This window comes from Streptomyces sp. CB02261 (assembly GCF_001905665.1).
Classification (GTDB): Bacteria; Actinomycetota; Actinomycetes; order Streptomycetales; family Streptomycetaceae; genus Streptomyces.
In genome coordinates this window covers 104898-124690 of sequence record NZ_LIVX01000004.1, presented here as the reverse complement: position 1 = coordinate 124690, position 19793 = coordinate 104898, and the positions used below count along the sequence as shown (strand labels likewise).

General features: G+C 72.8%; 12 protein-coding genes. 8 read left to right on the top strand and 4 right to left on the bottom strand.

Annotated elements, in window-relative coordinates; translation table 11 throughout:
• Positions 1-22 precede the first annotated feature (22 nt).
• The 3 genes from AMK29_RS13930 (at position 23) to AMK29_RS13920 (ending at position 4478) form a co-directional block, all read left to right on the top strand.
• Positions 23-1912, top strand: coding sequence for a glycosyltransferase family 2 protein (locus tag AMK29_RS13930; RefSeq protein ID WP_073812453.1), 1890 nt, complete (start codon positions 23-25; stop codon positions 1910-1912).
• A 33-nt stretch (positions 1913-1945) separates the two neighbouring features.
• The gene (galE, locus tag AMK29_RS13925) at positions 1946-2968 is read left to right on the top strand and encodes a UDP-glucose 4-epimerase GalE (protein ID WP_073812450.1); all 1023 of its coding nucleotides are present in this window, start codon (positions 1946-1948) and stop codon (positions 2966-2968) included.
• Positions 2969-3038: 70 nt separating this feature from the next.
• Complete coding sequence (locus AMK29_RS13920) at positions 3039-4478, top strand: UDP-glucose dehydrogenase family protein (protein WP_073812447.1); 1440 nt, start codon at positions 3039-3041, stop codon at positions 4476-4478.
• A 218-nt stretch (positions 4479-4696) separates the two neighbouring features.
• On the opposite strand, the gene AMK29_RS13915 is transcribed toward AMK29_RS13920, so the two are convergent.
• The 3 genes from AMK29_RS13915 to AMK29_RS13905 all read right to left on the bottom strand — a co-directional run bounded on the left by AMK29_RS13915 (position 4697) and on the right by AMK29_RS13905 (position 10136).
• Complete coding sequence (locus AMK29_RS13915; protein WP_073813772.1) at positions 4697-6376, bottom strand: right-handed parallel beta-helix repeat-containing protein; 1680 nt, start codon at positions 6374-6376, stop codon at positions 4697-4699.
• Between the two features lie 140 nt (positions 6377-6516).
• Entirely contained in the window at positions 6517-8544 is a 2028-nt protein-coding gene (locus AMK29_RS13910) for a SpoIIE family protein phosphatase (protein WP_079196882.1), read from the bottom strand.
• Positions 8544-10136: an oleate hydratase gene (locus AMK29_RS13905; RefSeq protein WP_073812442.1), complete on the bottom strand. Its 1593-nt coding sequence runs from the start codon at positions 10134-10136 to the stop codon at positions 8544-8546. The genes AMK29_RS13910 and AMK29_RS13905 overlap by 1 nt, the downstream gene beginning before the upstream one ends.
• Before the next feature lie 272 nt (positions 10137-10408).
• Between AMK29_RS13905 and AMK29_RS13900 the strand changes: the two genes are divergently transcribed.
• The 5 genes from AMK29_RS13900 (at position 10409) to AMK29_RS13880 (ending at position 17499) form a co-directional block, all read left to right on the top strand.
• A complete protein-coding gene (locus AMK29_RS13900) occupies positions 10409-11845 on the top strand; it encodes a Gfo/Idh/MocA family protein (protein WP_073812439.1) in 1437 nt (478 codons plus the stop codon).
• 37 nt (positions 11846-11882) lie between these two features.
• Positions 11883-12887: an NEW3 domain-containing protein gene (locus AMK29_RS13895; protein ID WP_079196880.1), complete on the top strand. Its 1005-nt coding sequence runs from the start codon at positions 11883-11885 to the stop codon at positions 12885-12887.
• A 326-nt stretch (positions 12888-13213) separates the two neighbouring features.
• Entirely contained in the window at positions 13214-14164 is a 951-nt protein-coding gene (locus AMK29_RS13890) for an SIS domain-containing protein (RefSeq protein WP_073812436.1), read from the top strand.
• 68 nt (positions 14165-14232) lie between these two features.
• Positions 14233-15069: a class II fructose-bisphosphate aldolase gene (locus AMK29_RS13885; RefSeq protein WP_073812433.1), complete on the top strand. Its 837-nt coding sequence runs from the start codon at positions 14233-14235 to the stop codon at positions 15067-15069.
• 132 nt (positions 15070-15201) lie between these two features.
• A complete protein-coding gene (locus tag AMK29_RS13880) occupies positions 15202-17499 on the top strand; it encodes an ATP-binding SpoIIE family protein phosphatase (protein ID WP_073813768.1) in 2298 nt (765 codons plus the stop codon).
• On the opposite strand, the gene AMK29_RS13875 is transcribed toward AMK29_RS13880, so the two are convergent.
• Positions 17420-19720 (bottom strand): alpha-N-acetylglucosaminidase, encoded by a 2301-nt coding sequence (locus AMK29_RS13875; protein ID WP_079196879.1) that lies wholly within the window; start codon positions 19718-19720, stop codon positions 17420-17422. The two genes, AMK29_RS13880 and AMK29_RS13875, sit on opposite strands and share 80 nt — an antisense overlap.
• Between the last annotated feature and the right edge of the window lie 73 nt (positions 19721-19793).

Genomic DNA, 19793 nt, shown 5'->3' with positions numbered 1-19793 from the left:
ACCACCTGGAGAACTCGCCGACATGACCTCGTTGGAGCAGGGTCCCGTCCATGGGACCGGCACCGTCCAGGATCTCCCCGCGCCCTCCCCGGCTCTCGGATCGCCCGAGGAATGGGCCGCGCTGGGCGAGGAGATCCGAGCCCTGTCGAACGGAGCGGTGGCCTCCATCGGCCCGGACGGGCCCGTGCTCGCTGGCCCGGCACGCCGGCTCACCACCCTCCCCTCCAGTTTCGTCCGCGCCTTCTCGCGCTCCGATCGCTTCCTCGTCGTGCTGCTGTCCCTCGGCTGGGCGGCCTGCCTGGTCTGGTTCTGGGTCTGGTGGCTCCAGCCGTCCCACCGCATCGGCTGGCCGGGTCTGGTCGTCAACAGCGCTCTGCTGCTGTACCTGACCTACCTGCCGGTGCACTTCCTCGTAGCGCTGCTCCGGATGCGGCGCTTCGACCCCGCCGTCGAGGTGCCCACGCTCCGTACCGCGTTCGTGGTCACCCGCGCCCCGTCCGAGGGCTGGGACATCGCCCGCGCCACCCTGGAGGCGATGCTCGACCAGCGCTTCCCGCACGCCTACGAGGTGTGGCTGTGCGACGAGGACCCGACCGAGGAGATCGTCGACTGGTGCCGGGCCCACGGTGTCGGCGTCTCCTGCCGGCGCGGCCATCCCGAGTACCACAGGGCCGACTGGCCCCGGCGGACCAGGTGCAAGGAGGGCAACCTCGCCTTCTTCTACGACCACTGGGGCTACGCCCGGTACGACGTGGTCGCCCAGCTCGACTGCGACCACGTCCCGGGCCCCCAGTACCTCGCCGAGGTCGTCCGTCCCTTCGCCGACCCGGCCATCGGCTACGTCGCGGCGCCCAGCGTCTGCGACTCCAACGCCGCCGAGTCCTGGGCGGCCCGCGGCCGGCTCCAGCGCGAGGCGATGTTCCACGGGCCCGTGCAACTGGGCCACTCCGCCGGCCTCGCCCCCGTGTGCATCGGCTCGCACTACGCCGTCCGCACCCAGGCGCTGCAGGACATCGGCGGTCTCGGCCCCGAACTCGCCGAGGACTTCTCGACCACCTTCCTGCTCAGCTCGGCGGGCTGGCAGGGGGCGTTCGCCATCGACGCGGACGCACACGGCGAGGGCCCCCTCACCTTCGGCGCGATGATCACCCAGGAGTTCCAGTGGTCCCGCAGCCTGGCCGTGATGCTCCTGGGCATGCTGCCGCGCCATCTGGGCCGGATGCCCCTCAAGCTGAAGATCCGCTTCGCCGCGGCGCTGATGTACTACCCGCTGCTCGCGGGGGCCACCGTCATGGGCATCCTGCTGCCGCCGATCGCCGCGATCACCGGCGCCCCCTGGATCGACGTCAACTACTTCGCGTTCCTGGGCCACTTCTGGAGCATGTCCCTCTGGCTGATCCTGCTGACCCTGCTCTGCCGCCGCCGCGGGCTGCTGCGCCCGAAGGACTCCCCGCTCTTCAGCTGGGAGATCTGGCTCTTCGGACTCTCCCGCTGGCCGTACGTCGCCTGGGGCGTCCTGGCGGCGGTGACCCAGAAGCTGCGCCCCCGTCAGATCACCTTCAAGGTCACGCCGAAGAGGCGCGACGGCCTTGAGCCGCTCCCGCTGCGCGCCGTCGCCCCGTACCTGCTGATCACGACGTTCCTCTCGGGGGCGGCTCTGGTCGGCCAGTTCACCGGCCCCGCCGTCGGCTATGTCTTCCTCTGCATCCTCGGCTCCGCCTCGTACGCCGCCGTGGCGCTCGCGGTCGGCGGGCTGCACGTCAAGGAGACGGCTCGCGCGACCGGTGTGTCCGCGTTCCGCGCGCTGCGCACGGCCGCCCTCCCGCTCACCGGCGGCCTGCTGTCCCTGCTTCCCCTGGGCCTCGCCGTCGTCGTCTTCCCCACCTACCTCACCGGTTTCTACGCCTGGTGACGGCCCGCACGGCCGAAAGAGAAAGAGGTTCCCGTGCCCCAGACGGTCCTGGTCACCGGAGGCGCCGGATTCATCGGCAGCCACACCTGTGTCGAGTTGCTCCGCTCCGGCCACGAGGTCGTCGTGCTCGACGACCACTCCAACAGCTCCCCCGAGTCCCTCGAACGCGTCGCGAAGATCGCGGGGCGCCCGATCGCCGCCGCCCATGTCGGAGACGTGCGTGACCGGCGGTCGCTCGACGCCGTCTTCACGAGCCACCCGATCGACGCGGTGATCCACTTCGCCGCGAAGAAGGCCGTCGGTGAATCGGTGCGGATCCCCCTCACCTACTACGACATCAACGTCGGCGGCACCACGGCCCTGGTCAGGGCGATGCACGAGCACGGCGTCCACCGGCTGGTGTTCTCGTCCTCCTGCTCGGTCTACGGCGACGCGTCGACCGTCCCGCTGACCGAGGAGTCGCCGACGGCGCCGACGAACCCGTACGCCACGACCAAGTGGACGTGCGAGCAGATCCTCGGGGACCTGTGCCGGCACGTGCCCGAACTGCGCGTCCTCGCGCTGCGGTACTTCAACCCGGCCGGCGCCCACCCCACGGGGCTGCTCGGCGAGGACCCGCACGGTGTGCCGAACAACATCATGCCGTTCCTCAGCCAGATCGCCGTGGGCCGCCGCGACGAGCTCAGCGTGTTCGGAGCCGACTACGCGACGCCCGACGGCACCGGGGTGCGTGACTACATCCACGTGGTCGACGTGGCCGAGGGTCATCGCGTCGCCCTCGACCACATCGACGACGAGCCCGGCATGCGGGTGTTCAACCTCGGTACCGGACGCGGCGCTTCCGTCCTCGACCTCGTCCGCACCTTCCAGGAGGTCTCGGGCCGGCCCATCCCGTACCGGGTCACCGAGCGCCGGCCCGGTGACGTCGCGGAACTCGTCGCCGACCCGGCGAAGGTGTCCGCGGCCTGGGGCTGGACCGCACGGCGCGACCTGGCCGCGATGTGCCGCGACGCGTGGAACTTCCAGCAGCGCAACCCCAGCGGCTACACCCCCTGAGACGTCCCTCCCGCAGGACCCGCCTCCCCACCTCCACCCCGAACCTCCCACCCCGACAGGAGAAGAGCACATGAGGTTGACCGTCATCGGAACGGGATACCTGGGGGCCGTGCACGCCGCGTGCATGGCCGCCATCGGACACGACGTCCTCGGCGTCGACGTCGACGCGGAGAAGATCAGGGCCCTCTCCGAGGGGCGACCACCGTTCTACGAGCCGGGGCTCGACGACGTGCTGACCACGGCACTCGCCTCCGGACGCCTGCGGTTCACCACCAGCCTGCGCGAGGCCGCGGCGCACGGCGAGGTCCACTTCATCTGCGTGGGCACGCCGCAGCGGCCCGGCTCCCAGGCCGCCGACCTGCGGTACGTGGACGCGGTCGTCGACGGGCTGGTGCCGCATCTGCCGGCCTCGTGCCTGGTCGTCGGCAAGTCCACCGTCCCGGTGGGCACGACGGCACGCCTGACCGCCCGCGTCGCGGGCCTCGCGCCGGCCGGGGTACGGGCCGAAGTGGCCTGGAACCCGGAGTTCCTGCGCGAGGGCTTCGCCGTCGAGGACACCCTGCGCCCCGACCGGCTCGTCGCGGGCGTGACCAGCCAGGAGGCCGACGAGACGCTGCGCCGGGTGTACGCGGTCATGCTGGCGGAGGGAGTCCCGTACATCAGCACCGACCCGAACACGGCCGAGCTGGTGAAGGTCGCGGCCAACTCCTTCCTGGCGACGAAGATCTCCTTCATCAACGCCATGGCGGAGGTCTGCGACGCCGCGGGCGCGGACGTCGTCACCCTCGCCGACGCCCTCGGCCACGACACGCGGATCGGACGGCGGTTCCTGAACGCCGGTCTGGGCTTCGGCGGCGGCTGCCTGCCCAAGGACATCCGGGCGTTCACCGCTCGCGCGCAGGAGCTCGGCGTCGGTCCCGCGGTGGAGTTCCTCGACCAGGTCGACGAGATCAACCAGCGCCAGCGGGCGCGGACCGTCGCGCTCGCCCGTCAGATGGTCGGCGGTGACCTGACCGGCCGCCGGGTGACCGTCCTGGGCGCCACGTTCAAGCCGAACAGCGACGACGTGCGGGACTCACCGGCCCTGGCCGTGGCGACGGCGCTGCACCGGGAGGGGGCCGACGTGCGGGTCCATGACCCGGAGGGCACCGCGAACGCGCGTCGCGCCCGTCCGGAACTGGACTGCGGCGCGGACCTGCTGACGGCCTGCCAGGACGCGGAGCTCGTCCTCCACCTCACCGAGTGGGGCGAGTACGGCGAGGTGGACCCGGCCGAGCTGGCGCGCGTGGTCCGTCGGCCGGTCCTCATCGACGGGCGCAACGCGCTCCCGCACGACAGCTGGCGGGCCGCCGGCTGGACCGTCAAGGCGCTGGGCCGCCCCTCCGGACCGGACCGACCGTCGGAGGTCCGGACCACCAGGGAGCCCCTGCGGGCCAAGATCGCGTCCCCGGCCACCGAGCCGGCCCGCACCGTGGCCCTGGCCGCGGCGTCGCCGACCGGCGGGTCGTAGTCCCGCCTCCGCGGCCGACGACTCCGCCCCGCCCTCACGGTTCGACCGTGGGGCGGGGCGGAGTCATGTGGTGGGCGGGGACGGGGCGGTGTCGTCGGTCTCGTGGAGCGTCCTGTCGTACCCGGCCGGGCGTGGCTCCGCCCCGTCCTTCCGGTGCGGCCGAGGGCGGGGCGGAGAGTTGTCGTGGGCGGGGGCGGTGGGTGCTCCCGGCGCCCGGTTCAGTCGGCGGGGCGCGTCTGGGCGGCGCCGGCCAGCCGGACCTCCGTGACGCGGCTGCCGAAGTAGTCGACGGGGCCCACGTCGACGCCCATCGCCCGCGGTCCCAGTCCGCCGGGGCCCGCGTCCGGGCACTGCGGCGCCAGGTTGCGGGCGCCGGCACCGTCGGTGGTGGGGGCGAAGAGAGCGGGCAGGCACGGGTCCTCGTCGAGGCCGGTCGGCTCGCCGCCGAGCGTCTCCTGACGGGAGGCGGCGCGCCAGCCGTCCAGCCCCGTGAAGCGCCGGTCGCCCCACCGGAGGGACCAGGCGCCGGTGCTGTAGTAGACGTTGCCCTGGAGCCGGTGCGTACCGGGACCGTACGGCGACTCGGCGTCGATCAGCGGGCCGCCGTCGGTGGCGAGGATGTTGTTGTGGACGCGTACGCCCCGCATGCCGTCCCGCAGCCGCAGCGCCGGGGGCCGGTTCCCGGCGGCCTCGGCGGAGGCGAGCCCCCGCGTCCGCATCACGACCGTGTTGTGGTAGATCTGCAGGTTCTTCATGCGGGTGCCGTACGCGACGATGCCGCCGTACTCGGGCAGCTTCCGCGCGTCGTCCCAGCTCATGTTGAAGCGGACGACGTTGTCCTTGTGGGCGCCGGTCGCCTGGCCGGAGTAGACGAGGAAGCCGGGTCCGTCGTTGTCGTACGCGAGGTTGTACTGCATGACCGACGAGGACACGTTGTTGTCGAGGCCGAAGCCGCCGCCGTCGACGTGTGAGCCGGTGCGGTTGCGGTACGACCTGTTGTTCTCCAGGACCACGCGGGTGGAGTCGTACACCCAGATGCCCTCGGGGCCCTCGGCGGCGTCGGCGGCGGACCTCGCGCCGTTGTCGTGGGCCACCGAGCGCACGACCTTCGCGTCGCGGACGCTGCCGAGCGCGATGCCGCTGCCGGTGTTGCGCCGGTCGCTCTCCGGGTCGCCGCTGTTCGCGTAGGCCCTGACCCGCTCGATGCGGAGCCCCGCGTGCGCGTAGGCGGGGCGGTCGGCCTCGAACCGGGGGCCGTAGAAGACGAGTCCGCCCTCGAGATTGTGGTGCACGGAGACGTCGGTGATCCGCACGTCACCGAAGCCCGCGGCGCCGTCCTTCTCCGCGCCGAGGCTGATCCCGTTCTGGAAGCCGCGCGCCTCCACGCCCGTGATCCTGACGTGGTCGAGGCGGGTGCCGCGCAGACTGTTGCGGAAGGAGATGCCGACGCCCTCGCGCAGCGCTCTGCGGTCGCCGACCAGGGAGAGGTTCCTGATCTCGACGCCGGAGGTGTTGCGGACGGTGATGCCGGACGTGCCCCGGGGCGCGATCGTGGCACGGCCGGTGCCGTACGACTCGATCACGACGGGCTTCGTCCCGCTGCCCGCCTCGTCGTCCTCCAGCGTGACGCTGCCGCGGAAGCGCGCACCGCCCTTGAGCCGGAGGCGGTCGCCGGGCTCGAAACGCACGTCGTTCGCGTGGTCGAGGGTGCGCCAGGGCTTCGCCGGGGAGAGCCCGTCGTTCCTGTCGTCGCCTTCGGGGCTCACGTAGAAGGTGTAGGGACCTCCGGTGGCGGGGCGGGCCGGCCGGTACACCCCGGGCACCTCGCATCCCGTCACCAGCAGAAGTACCGCGACCGAGACTCCGGCGGCCGTCTTCGTCGCACGGCTCCGCTTCACCGCGTTCAAGCGCTCCCCCTAGGGACGTTCCCGTGTCACACCGAGCACACAACGCCACACACTGCCAGAAACGGGGCATACGAAACGCCGATGGTGGCGTGGCATCCGAGTCATGCGGGCGCGTGCGTCCGTGCCGGGGATCAGCCGGGAGACGTGTCGTCCTCCTCCCCCAGCTCGGCCCAGACGGTCTTGCCCTGGTCGGTGTGGCGCACGCCCCAGTTCTTCGCGAGGGTGGCGCAGATGAGCAGGCCGCGGCCGCCCTCGTCGACGGCCTTGGCGTGGCGCAGGTGGGGGACGGCCTGGCCGGCGTCGCCCACCTCGCAGATGAGGGTGGTCCCGGAGCCCCTGATGAGCCGCAGGGTGAGGGGCGGGGCGCCGTAGCGCACTGCGTTGGTGACGAGCTCGCTGGCGACGAGCGCCACCGTGAACGCGTCGGCGGGGTGATTCCAGCGGCGCAGGCACTCCTCGACGTGTGCGCGCGCGGCGCCGACGGCTTCGAAGTCGAAGGGGACGGCCCATTCGGCCAGTTCGCTCGGCGGCAGGTGGCGGGTCCGTGCCAGGAGCACGACGCGGTCGCGGGCGAGGAGCTTCTCCACGGCGTCCGCCATCGTCTCGACGCCGCGGTCGGGGCGGCCGAGGGCCCGGAGGAGGTCCTCCGTCGGGGGGTCGGCGTCGCAGCCGGTGGCCGAGGAGGCCAGGCAGAGGGTGCTCCCCTCGGGCAGGACGTGCTCCGCGCAGGCGAAGGGCGGGCCCTCGGCACCGAGCAGCGGGCCCTCGTCGACGGGTTTCGTGTCGATCGATCCGTCGGGCCGTACCACGGCGAAGAGCGAGGTGCCGGCGCGGGCGATGTCGAGGCGTCCGCCGACGGGGTCGTGGACGGCGACGGTGCAGCTCGCCGTCGGGCGGTCCTTGTCGGGCCCGCTCGTGTGCTCCGCGGCGAGGCGGAGGGTGGTGTCGTGGAGGCGGGCGAGGAGTTCGTGGGGGTCGAGGTCGAGCGTGGTCAGGCTGTGGACGGCGGTCCGCAGTCGGCTCATGGTGGCGACGGCGCTGAGGCCCGCGTGCTCGACCTGTCCGACGACGAGCGCGACCCGCGCCCCGGGGAGCGGGACGACCTCGAACCAGGCTCCGGCGCCGCTGCCGCCGGGGCGGTGCCGCTGCGCCACCTCGACGGCCCGCTGGGTGGCCTCCTCCTGACGCAGCGGCCAGCTCTGCAGCGCGGTCATGATCACGTGCTCGCGGGTGAACCGCAGGGCGTTCTCCAGGCAGGTCGCCGTGCGGTCCGTGATTCCCTCGACGAGTTCGACGTCGTCCGCGACGTACGGTTCGGCGTCGGCCGACCGCTGGAAGGCGACGACGCCGAAGATCTGCCCTCGTACCGTCAGGGGGGCGACCAGCCGGGTCCCGGCGGGCGCGCCGTCCTCGTCGCCCGGGAGCAGCACGGCCGTGGACGGCAGCGTGTCGCCGAAGATCCCCGGGAGCAGGGTGGTGCCCGCGGCAGGCACCGGTGGGCCGGTGTCGGTCCGTCCCGCCGCCGCACAGCGCAGCAGGGGTGAGGGGTTGCGGGACCGCAGGCCCGGTTCGCGGCCTCTCAGGACGGTGTCGGTGAGGGCGACGACGACGGCTTCGGCGAACCGCGGCAGCGTCAGGTCGACGAGTTCGCGGGCCGTGCGCTCCACGTCGAGGCTGGTGCCGATCCGTTCGTGGGCGTCCTGCAGCAGGCGCAGCCGGGACCGGGCGCGTTCGCGTGCGGTGACGTCCGTGCTCGCGATGACCAGGCCGAGGACGTGTCCGGCGGTGTCCTGGAGGCGGTAGACGGAGGCGGAGAAGACGTGCTCGGCGCGGGGGTCGGTGGGGGGCCGGCCGGTGACGAGGCGGTCGACCGCCGAGCGGCCGGTGGCGAGGACGGTCCGCAGGACGTCCACGTCGACGCTGACTCCGGCGAGGGCGTAGGCCTCGGCCGCCGGCAGTCCGACGAGGCGTTCCGGCGGGATGCCCCGGATGCCGACGCCGACCGTGTTGACGCGGACGACGCGAAGCTCCGTGTCCAGGACGTGGAGGCCGATGTCGGAGTGGGTGAACACCGCCTCCAGGACCGCTTCGTCCCAGAGACCCCAGACGGCGTTGGCCCGCGGCTCTTCGAAGTCCGGTTCCACTCGTTCCTCCGGCATCAGGCGAACGCGGTCTTCAGGGCGGACCAGGCGACCTTCGGATCGGAGAGGCCGTGGTAGATCGCGGGGATCTCCCGGTCGACGCCGAAGTGGTGGTAGACGGCCAGCATGGCGGAGCGGACCGAGTACTCGACGGTGAAGACGACGTCGTCGGGGATCTCGACGAACTGTCCGAGGAAGGCGAAGTTCTGGGCGCCGTCCGGGACGACGAGCGGGCGGTCGGCGAGGGCGCGGCGCTGGAACTGGGCGTCGATGTAGGGCATCTGGACGGTGGTGACCTGCGTGGTGGCGCGTACCTCGTCGGCGATGTCGTCGAAGCCGAGGTGGCCGAGGAGCTCGTCGAGGATCTCCGCTCCGGTGCAGGCGTCCATCTTCTTGGGCACGTGGTCGCCGGGGACGTCGCCGAAGAGGGCGTACCCCCACAGCGTGTACGTGTCCTCCCGCTGGTCCCGGAAGTGGGGCTGGGCCGGCACGACGACCGACAGCAGCCAGCTGGAGTCCTTCCAGGTCATCAGGGCGCCCTCGCCGGGGGCGTTGCCGGTGTACTCCTGGATGCGGTCCAGGAGGGTGCGGCCGGTCATGGTGAGGGTGAAGGACTCCCACTTGGTCTCGTCGATGTTGCCGCAGAAGGCGTTGGGGCGGCCGAAGTCGGGGGCGTTCTTGGCGATGGACTCCCACAGCCGCCAGGAACCGTCCCGCTTGTCGCGGATCAGCTCGGGGACGGTGGTGCTGTCGCCGTACGCGGTGTCGGCGGTCATGGAGCCGAGGGTCAGGAACGTGTAGTCGTCCTCCCCCAGTTCGATCGTCCCGTCCTCGGCGCCGTCCCGCTCCAGGTGGAGCCGGGAGATCCGGCGGGCGGCCGGGCCGGAGAAGTCGGCATCGGCGACGGTCACGCCGAAGTCGGTCCGCACGCCCTGGGCGGTGAGCCACTCCTGGAGCGGGCGGATCACGGAGTCGTACTGGTTGTACCGGCTGCGCCGCACTCCGGACAGGGTGTGGATGCGGTCGAACTCCTGCACGAAGGCGAGGAAGTACCGCTTGAGCTCGATCGCCGAGTGCCAGGTCTGGAAGGCGAACGTGGTCCGCCACATGCACCAGAAGTTGGTGGTGAAGAAGTGCGGCTGGAAGAAGTCGTCGATGCGCCGGGCCCCGATCACCTTCTCCGGCAGGGCCAGCAGACGGGTCATGTCGGCACGGTCGCGCGTGTCCAGACCGAGCCGGGAGGCGTCGGCGACGGTGCGGTCCCTGTTGATGATGCGGGCCTTGGCGTACGTGGGGTGCTCGATGTTGAAGGCCTGGATCTCCTGCCGTACCGAGACCGCCGGGTCGTCCAGGGTGGGGATCGACTCCAGGAGGTTCCAGAGGCAGACGTAGTGCTCGTCCTCGAACATCCGGCCGCCCCGGGTGACGTATCCGCCCTCGCGGGTCGGCGCGGGGGCGCCGTCCATCGAGCCGCCCGCGATCGGCAGCTGCTCCAGGATGCGCACGTTCGGCCCGGGCACTCCCGCGTCCCGCACGAGGAAGGCGGCGGCGGCGAGCGAGGCGATGCCACCGCCGACCAGATGGACCTTGGAGTGCTTCGATGCCGGCACGGCGGGACCTCCGGTTTCGCGGGCGGACGCAGCGGGGACGGCCGGGGAGCGACGTGTCGACCGACCGCCCATCTGTACGAGCCTCACCCGGATCCGTGCGGGGCGCGAACGGAGCGCCCGCCCCTCCTGAACGCTCCACGCACCGAATCCCACCTGGGATGCGCGACGCTGCGTGCAACAACCCCTCTATGAACACCTATTGACATGTCTCTGATCGCCCCGTCACAGTCGTCACGCGTCCGCTGCCGTACGCCTAGAGGAGCGATGAATCCATGACAGGAACCCCCGCAGTCTCACGCCGCCTGATCCTGGGAGGCGCTGTGGCCGCCACCGGGGCCTTGGCCACCGGAGTCGGAGCGGCGGCCCCCGCCGGCGCCGCGACGGACACGGCGGCGGCGACGCCGCGCCGGAAGGCGGGCCAGAAGTCGATGGTCGACGTGCCCTACGAGGTCCACCGCACGGTCCGTGTCGGTGTCATCGGACTGGGCAACCGCGGCTCCGGCATGACCACGGGCTGGTCCGTGGTGCCCGGCTGCACCGTGACCGCCGTCTGCGACATCCGCGCCGACCGCACCAAGCGGGTCGCCGACCGGCTCGCGGCCGACGGCAAGCCCCGTCCCGCCGAGTTCGGCGGCTCCGCCGACTCGTTCGCCCGGATGCTGCGGCGCGACGACATCGACCTCGTCTACATCGCCACGCCCTGGGAGTTCCACTACGAGCAGGCCAAGGCCGCGCTCCTGGCCGGCAAGCACGTCATCGTGGAGCTGCCCATCGCCACCGGGCTGGACGAGCTCTGGGACCTGGTCGACACCTCGGAGCTCACCCGGCGCCATCTGATGCTGGCGGAGAACTGCAGCTACGGCCGCAACGAGCTGGCCATGCTCAAGATGGCGCACGAGGGGCTCTTCGGCGACATCACCAACGGGCACGGCGGCTACCTGCACGACCTGCGCGCGCTGCTGTTCTCCGACACGTACTACACCGACTCCTGGCGCCGGCTGTGGCACACCCGCAGCACCGCCTCCTTCTACGCCATGCACGGGCTCGCTCCGATCGCCGCCGCCATGGACATCAACCGGGGCGACCGGATGACGACGCTGCGCGCCACCGCGACCGCGCCGAAGGGCCTGGCCGACTACCGCGAGCGGTTCGTGCCCCGGAGCCACCCCTCCTGGAACGAGACGTACGTCAACGGCGATCTGGTCACGTGTCTGATCGACACCGCCAAGGGCCGCGTCATCCGCGCGGAGCACGACGTGAGCTCGCCCCGCCCGTACAGCCGCATCAACACGCTCGCCGGCAGCCGGGGGATCTTCGAGGACTACGCCGGGGTGCTGTCGGCCGGAGGGGGGCGCGTCTACGTCGAGCCGGACCACGGCGGCCACGCCTGGCGTGACTTCGGCTCGTACCGCAAGGAGTTCGACCACTGGCTGTGGAAGAAGATCGGTGACGACGCGGCGAACAACGGCGGCCACGGCGGCATGGACTACGTCCTGCAGTGGCGGACGGTCCAGCTCATGCGGGCGGGCCTCGTCCCCGACATCGACGTCTACGACTCGGCGGCCTGGTGCGCCCCCGTCCCCCTGAGTGTCATGTCCCTGGCAGCCAAGGGGCGACCCGTGCAGGTCCCGGACTTCACCCGGGGAGCCTGGGTCAACCTCCGCCTCGGCCTCGACTCGCGCACCACCGAGATGCCCCCCGTCGGCTGACGCCTTCCGCCACCCCCTTCCCGAACAGGAGCAGCACGTGAGAGCAGCAGGACTGATCGGCACCCTCAGAGCGGTGGCCGTGGCGGGTGCGCTCGCCCTCGTCCCGGTCGCGGCGGCCGGGACGGCGGTCGCGGCGGAACAGGAACCGGCGCCCACCGCGCGGACGGCGGTGACGATCTCCCCCGTGGACCTGGCCGGTCCCGCCATCTCCACGGTGAAGGTGACCGTCACCAACGCGGGACCGGACCGGATGCGCTCGCTCCAGGTGTCCTTCGGCGGCCCGGTGGGCTGGGCCGTCCAGCCCCCGGTCGTCCGCGTGGACGGCTCCCTCACCAAGGGGGCCTCCGCCGACGCCACCTTCCGCATCCAGGTGCCGGAGCCGCGCTCCGGCTTCACCGTCCGCGCGTTCACCGCGACGGCGACCTACCAGGGCGGCGACGGAGCCGGCTCGGCCACGGCCACCCGCACCCAGCGCAGCGGCACGCCGCTCGCGAACCTGGCCGCCGCGTACAACAACGTGGCCGTGACCGACGAGAGCGACACCGCGCCCGGCGACTACGACGGCGAGGGCAACAGCTTCTCCGCCCAGAAGCTCGCCGCCGTGGGGCTGCGTCCCGGAGCGCCCGTGAGCGCCCTGGGCGCGGAGCTGCACTGGCCGAACGTGCCGAGCGGCACCCGGAACAACGTCACCGCCTCGGGCCAGGCGGTCGCCCTGAGCGGCACCGGCGGCAAGCTCGTGTTCCTCGGCTCGGGCGTCACCAGTGGCGCCTCGGGCACGGCCACCGTGTACTACACGGACGGCTCCAGCAGCACCGGCTCGTTCGGCTTCCCGAACTGGTCGTTCGACCCGGCGAACGCCCACGGGGCGACCCTGGTGGCGTCGAGCGACGGACGCAACCGGCCGAGCGGGTACGGGAACGCCGGCATCGCGTACCGCGTCTTCGCCCACTCCATCCCCCTCGACCGGACGAAGCAGGTCGACTTCGTGGTGCTGCCGAGCAACGGCAGCATCCACCTCTTCGACATGGCCATCGCTCCCTGAGAACCGCCCGCGAGCATCACCGGCGTCCGCCCCGGCCCTCCCCCGAGGTCCGGGGCGGACCCGCTCCCCCGGACGTCGTCGGCCCGGGCGCTCCCCAGGCTCCTGGCCGACAGGGGCGCGTCATCCGTGCACGCGCGGGAAAGACGCTCCTTGGTATGGGCCTTTCGCGTGACTCCCGGCCCACCCTATGGACCCCGGAGCACCCGCTCCGTCATAATTCTCGCACCCCATATGCTTGCGAGTGATCGAAGCAAGCCTTTACCCTGCGTTTTCACACACACCTAGCTCGGGGCGTGTGGGCCCGCACTCTGAAGGAGCCGCTCCCCATGACCACCACAGCGTCGTCCCGCACCTCGGTCGAGATCGCCTCGCAGCCCGACACCTGGCTCCGGGTGAAGGAGTCGTCGGCCCGCTACGCCGACGTCCTGCCCCGCCGGGGCGAGCGCGTCGCCGTCGTCGGGTGCGGCACGTCCTGGTTCATGGCCCTCGCCTACGCCGAGCTCCGGGAGCGCGGCGGCCACGGCGAGACGGACGCCTTCGCCGCGTCCGAGTTCCCCCACGGGCGCCGCTACGACCGCGTGCTGGCGATCAGCCGCTCCGGCACCACGACCGAGGTCCTGGACCTCCTGGCCCGGGTGAAGGGCACCACGCCGACCGGTGCGATCACCGCCGACCCTCAGACCCCCGTCATGCGGGTGGCCGACGCCGTCGCCGTGCTCGACTTCGCCGACGAGGAGTCGGTGGTGCAGACGCGGTTCGCCACCACCGTGCTCGCGCTGCTGCGCGCGCACCTGGAGACGGAGGGCGCGCTGCCGGCCGGCGTGCGGCCGCTCGACCGGGCGATCGCCGACGTGCGGCGGGCGGTCTCGCTGGACCTCGACACCGACGTGTGCGCCGCCGAGCAGTTCACCTTCCTCGGCACGGGCTGGACCTACGGCCTCGCCCTGGAGGCCGGCCTGAAGATGCGTGAGGCCGCCGGCGCCTGGACCGAGGCGTACCCGGCCATGGAGTACCGACACGGACCCATCAGCATCACCGGCCCCGGCCGGGTGGCCTGGGTCTTCGGCCCGACCCCGGCGGGTCTCGCCGACGACGTCGCCCGGGTCGGCGGCACGCTCGTCGCCGGATCAGGCGACGAGTCCGGCGCTCTCGACCCGCTGGCGGACCTCGTGCTGGCGCAGCGGCTCGCCGTCCGGCTCGCCGAGGCCCAGGGCTTCGACCCCGACCGGCCGCGCAACCTCACCCGCTCGGTGATCCTCGAGGGCCCCGGTGCCTGACGAGGACGGCCCCCGCGGCGGGGGTTCCCCCCGGTCGTCCCGTACGTCCGTCTCCGGGGAGGGAAGCCATGCCCCTGTCAGCCACTGACGAGATCGTCGCCCCCGCGTACACGAGGACGTCCGGCGTCGGCGCGTTCAACGTCGTGCAGATCGAGCACGCCGAGGCGATCGTCGCGGGAGCCGAGAGCGCCGGGCTGCCGGTCATCCTCCAGATCAGCGAGAACACCGCCCGCTACCACGGATCGCTCGCGCCGATCGGCCTCGCGTCCCTCGCCCTCGCCCGTGCGGCGGAGGTCCCCGTGGCCGTCCACCTCGACCACGCCGAGTCGGCCGACCTGGTCCGCGAGGCCGTCGACCTCGGCTTCACCTCCGTCATGTTCGACGCCTCCACGCTGCCGTACGCACGGAACGTGGAGGCCACCCGGGAGATCACCGACCACTGCCACCGCGCGGGCGTGTGGGTCGAGGCGGAACTGGGCGAGGTCGGCGGCAAGGACGGCGCCCACGCCCCCGGCGTCCGCACCGACCCCGACGAGGCCGCCGCCTTCGTCACGGCGACCGCCGTGGACGCCCTCGCCGTCGCCGTCGGCAGTTCCCACGCCATGCTCACCCGCGACGCCGTCCTCGACTTCGCGCTCATCACACGGCTGCGGGCCGCCGTGGGCGTTCCGCTCGTCCTGCACGGCTCCTCCGGCGTCGCCGACGACGACCTCGCCAAGGCGGTCACGGCAGGCATGACCAAGGTGAACATCTCCACCCACCTCAACAGGACGTTCACCCGGGCCGTGCGCGACCACCTCGACGCCCACCCCGAGGCCGCCGATCCCAGGAAGTACCTCGGCCCGGCGCGCGACGCCGTCGCGGCGGAGGTGGCACGGCTCCTGCGCCTGCTCGCGGTCGGCTGACCCGTACGGGCCGGCCGGCGCCGCCCCGCCATTCGGGCCACGACGGCGTGCCGCGGAGCGCTCGCGCGGGCAGAGTGACGAGGAGCCGTGGTCCTCGCCGGTGACCAGGCGTGGAACGGAGGGTGCACCCGGATGGCCCGCACGAACGACGACCCCCTCGACGCCGGGCACGCGGCCGGGCTCGTGGTGGACGCCGAGGGGACCGTCCTGAGCTGCACCCCAGCGGCGGAGTCGCTCCTGAACCGCACGGCGCGGGACCTGCGCGGCCTGCGGATCCGGGATCTGCTCGCGGACCCCGAGAGCTGGGAGACGGTGATGGCCCAGCGGCGGGACGGTCCCGTCTGGGAGGGCCGGGCGCAGCTCGTTCCGGGCGGCGGCGGCGACGTGCTGTTCCGCGTCCTGCCGCTCGACGAGGGGCGGGGCGCCCGGGAGGCGCACCAGTTCCTGGTCCTCGCCGCCCCGCTCGCCCTCGTCGCGCAGTGGCGCCAGGGCCATGCCTTCATGCGGGAGCTGTTCCTCCAGGAGCGCGTCGGTCTCGCCGTGCTGGACAAGGAGCTGCGGCTGGTCCGGACGAACACCCCTCTCCTCCCCTACACGGGCGTCCCCGCCGACCTGTACGGGGCCCGGCTCGGGGACTTCCTCCGGGAGTCGGACGCCCGGGCGATCGACGCGCGGCTGCGCGAGGTGCTGACGACCGGGGTGCCGCTGGTCTCGGTCGACGTGGAGGCCCACACGCAGGTCGACCCGGGTACGGGGCGCATCCTGGCGCTGTCCGCGTTCCGGCTCCAGGGGACGAACGGGGAGGTCGCGGGTGTCACGGCCCTCTTCCTCGACGTCACGGAGGAGCGGCTGTCGCAGCGCCGACTCGACCTGCTGCACCGGGCGACGACCGTGCTGAGCGCCAATCTCGCCGCCGAGGAGACCACCCGCGACCTGGCAGGGGTGCTCGTCCCCGGCCTCGCCGACGTGGCGGTCGTGGACGTCGCGGAGGCCGTGTTCACCTGCGAGGATCCGGCGCCCGAGCACGACTTCGGCGACTCCCTGCGCCGGGTGGCCGTCGCCGGGGGCCTCCCCGGGCTGCTCGACGCCGGCGTCGAGGTCGATCCCGTCGCCTCCCCGTACGGCATGAGCGCGTGGCTGCGGGCCAGGGGGCTGCTCCTCGGCCGTATCCAGGTCGGACGGGGCGAGGGCCGTCCGCCGTTCGTCCCGGAGGACCTCGCCCTGCTCGACGAGATCGCCTCGCGGGCCGCCCTGGTCGTGGACAACGCCCGCCGGTACAACCGTGAGCGGCACGCCGCGATCAGCCTGCAGCGCAGTCTGCTGCCGTCACCGACGACCGACACCGTCGCGGTCCACAGCGCGAGCGTCTATCTGCCGACCGACACGGCCAACGGGGTCAGCGGGGACTGGTTCGACGTCATCCCCCTGTCCTCCGCGCGGGTCGCGCTCGTCGTCGGCGACGTCGTCGGGCACGGTCTCCAGGCCACCGCGACGATGGCCCGGCTGCGGACCGCCGTACGGACCCTCGCGGACCTCGACCTCGAACCCGACGAACTCCTCACGCACCTGGACGACCTGGTGGCGCAGTTCGTGAGCGAGGCCGGCGAGGCGACGCGGACGCCCGGGGCGGAGACCGCGTACGGCTCGTTCGGCGCCACCTGCCTGTACGTGACGTACGACCCGGTGACCCGGCGCTGCCTCGCTGCCAGCGCGGGGCATCCACCGCCGGCGCTGGTCTCTCCGGACGGCCGCGTCGCCTACCTGGACATCAGTCCGGGACCACCGCTCGGCGTCGGCGGACTGCCCTTCGAGCCGGTCGAGACGGAGGTGGCGGACGGCAGCGTCCTCGCGCTCTACACCGACGGTCTGATCGAGCGGCGCCACGCCGACCTCGACGTGGGGATGGCCTCGCTCGGGAACGCGCTGTCCTCGGCCGTCGCCTTCGGCCGGCCGCTGGAGGAGGCCGGACCCGCCATCGTGGGAGAGCTCGTCCCGGGCCCGCTGTCGGACGACGTGACGCTGCTGCTCGCGCGGACCCGGGCGGTGCCCGCGCGGGACACCGTCGCCTGGACCTTCGCGGCGGAGCCGTCGGTGGTGGCGGAGGCCCGGGAGCGCGTCCTCGACCAGCTCTCGCGGTGGGGTCTGGAGGAACTGGCCTTCACCACCGAGCTGGTGGCCAGCGAACTGGTCACGAACGCCATCCGCTACGCCGGCGGTCCGCTCGAACTCAGGCTGATCCGCGCGGCGTCGCTGATCTGCGAGGTCTCCGACCGCAGCAGCACCCAGCCCCGGATGCGCCGCGCGCAGGCCTCGGAGGAGGGAGGCAGGGGCCTCTTCCTGATCGCGCAGCTCACCGACCGGTGGGGCAGCCGGTACACACGGCACGGGAAGACGATCTGGACGGAGCAGTCCCTGCCCCCGTCGGGCTGAGCGCCGCCCGGTCCCGGGACCGACGCCCCGCGGGGAGCTCCGCCGTGGCGCCGCCGGCGCCGGTGACGGGGGCCGTGGGCGGTGGCTCGGGCAGGGCCTCGTGCACGGCGGTGGCCAGGGCCACCGGGTCACCCGAGGGATCGACGGGGTACGCGGCACGCTCCTGGTTCCAGGCGTTCTCGACGGCGAACCAGTCGACGGCGACCGGTGCCCGGCCGGTGGCCAGGGCGGTGTCGAGGGAGTCGAGGTACCTCGTCCAGCGCATGGCGTAGAAGTCGGAGACGAGCCCGGACCACTCCCGGTTGGCGTAGTCGTGCAGGCCGCCCGAGTCGCTGCCGGAGCGGTCGCCCCAGGTGGTGAGGACGGAACGGGCGTCGAACTCGGCCGTCGCCCGCTCCTGTTCGGTGGCGCCCCAGGCGGTGGCGTCCTCCAGCCAGGGGCCGAGGAGGAACCGGCGGTCCGTGGCGAGGAGCTCGTCGAGGAGGGCGAGATGCCCCTTCCACTCGGCGGCCAGCTGCCGGAACCGGGGGAGGTCCTTGGCGTCGTAGGCGGCCTTGATCTGCGGGAGCAGGGTCCGGCTGTGGTTGGCGAGAACCTGCCGTGCGACGTCGACCAGGTCGAAGCGGTAGGCGTCGGTGGTCCGCAGTCCGGGGGCGACCCGCAGCAGTTCCGTGAGCGCCCGCCGTACCGTGCCCGGTTCGTAGCGCATCCCGCCGGGGCCCCAGGTCGCCGCCTTGGTCGCCGTCAGCCGGGGGCGGGCGGTGAACAGGCTGTCCTGGGGCTCGCTCCACGTACCGGAGGGGGTGCTGTACGGGCCGGAGCGCAGCAGCTCCCACGCCGCGGCGGCGTGCGGGTCGGCGCCGCCGTAGCGCCGTTCGGCGTACGCGGCGAACCATGCCCGCTGGTCGAGCGGGCCGGTGCGCCAGGCCAGTTCGGTGAACAGCTCGTAGGCGACGGGGTTGGTGCCGGTGCCTTCCGGCAGGTAGGCGATGCCCTTCAGCGCGCTGTCGGGCTTGGAGCGCCACTGGTCGAAGCGGGCGGCCCAGACGGCGGTGTTCGCGCCGAGGGTGGTGTGGCCGCCGAAGTTGGGGATCGTGCCGAACGCGTAGGGCGCTCCGTGCCAGGTGGTCTCCCGGTCGAGGCCGTCGTACCGGTCCGACAGGCCGTCGACGATCAGCAGTCTGCTCTTGTCGACGGCGTCGACGATCTGCGCGGGAGGGTTGTTCTGCCAGCCCAGCAGAGTCCAGACGGCGCCGGGGCGCGCGGTCTGCAGTGCGTCCATCACGGCCTTGGCGGCATCGCCCAGGGGGACGTCTCCCGGTCGCCCGCCCTCGTGGAGCAGGTCCATCTTGTACATCGTGGAGTCGCCGATGAGGTCGCGCTGGTGACGGTAGAACGAGGCGGCGACCTGGGGGTACGCCGGGCTGCGCGGGTCGAGCCAGTCGGGCCGGTCGAAGCCGACCCAGCGGCCCTGCGGGACGACGGGTCCGGTGGGGTTGCGCGCCGTGAAGCCCGGGGGCACGGTGCCGAAGTAGCCGGGCAGGACCGGGGTCATGCCGAGCCGGCGCAGTCGGTCCACGATCCTGCGGCCGAGGGCGGCGCGGTCGTCGAGGAGCCGCTCGGAGACGGGGGCGCCGAAGCCCGACATGTTCTGCATCAGCCACCACGGCTGGTGCGCGGGGCCGGGGATCCAGGACCGCAGGTCGTCCGGGGAGTAGCCGAACTCCTGGAACGTCCGGTGGTAGACGGCGTCCGCGCCCATCTGGACGAAGACCTCGTTCGCGCCGTGCAGGGCGAGCAGGTCGATCTGCCTCTCGTACGCGGCCCAGTCGCGGTAGGCGCCGGAGTAGCCCTCGTCGGTGTCGTTGAGCGCGAAGCGGTGGGGCACCGACGCGTCCTTGCGGACGGTGCCGGAGGGAGCGGGGAGGATCCGGGGCAGTCTCGCGGTGCTGTCGCCGGGCCACCCGATGTCGACCTTCGCGGTGTACTTCAGGTACCAGTTGACGCCGCTGAGGAGGACGGCGGGGCTGGTGCCCGCGACCCTCAGGGCGCCGGCGGCGCCGGACACGGTGAAGTGGTCACCGGACGCGGGGCGGCTCACCGGGACGAAGGTGAACTGGGAGGCGTGGCGGGGCAGCAGCCGGGCGAGCGCCTCCCTGGCCGGCGCCGGGTCGAAAGCCGCCCGGCCGGTGGCGGCCGCCACCGGCCGGGGCTCCGTCATGGCCGTGGACGTATCCGCGGCAGCGGCGGGAACGGCGAGGGCCAGGGCCACGAACGCGGAGGCCCAGGAGCAC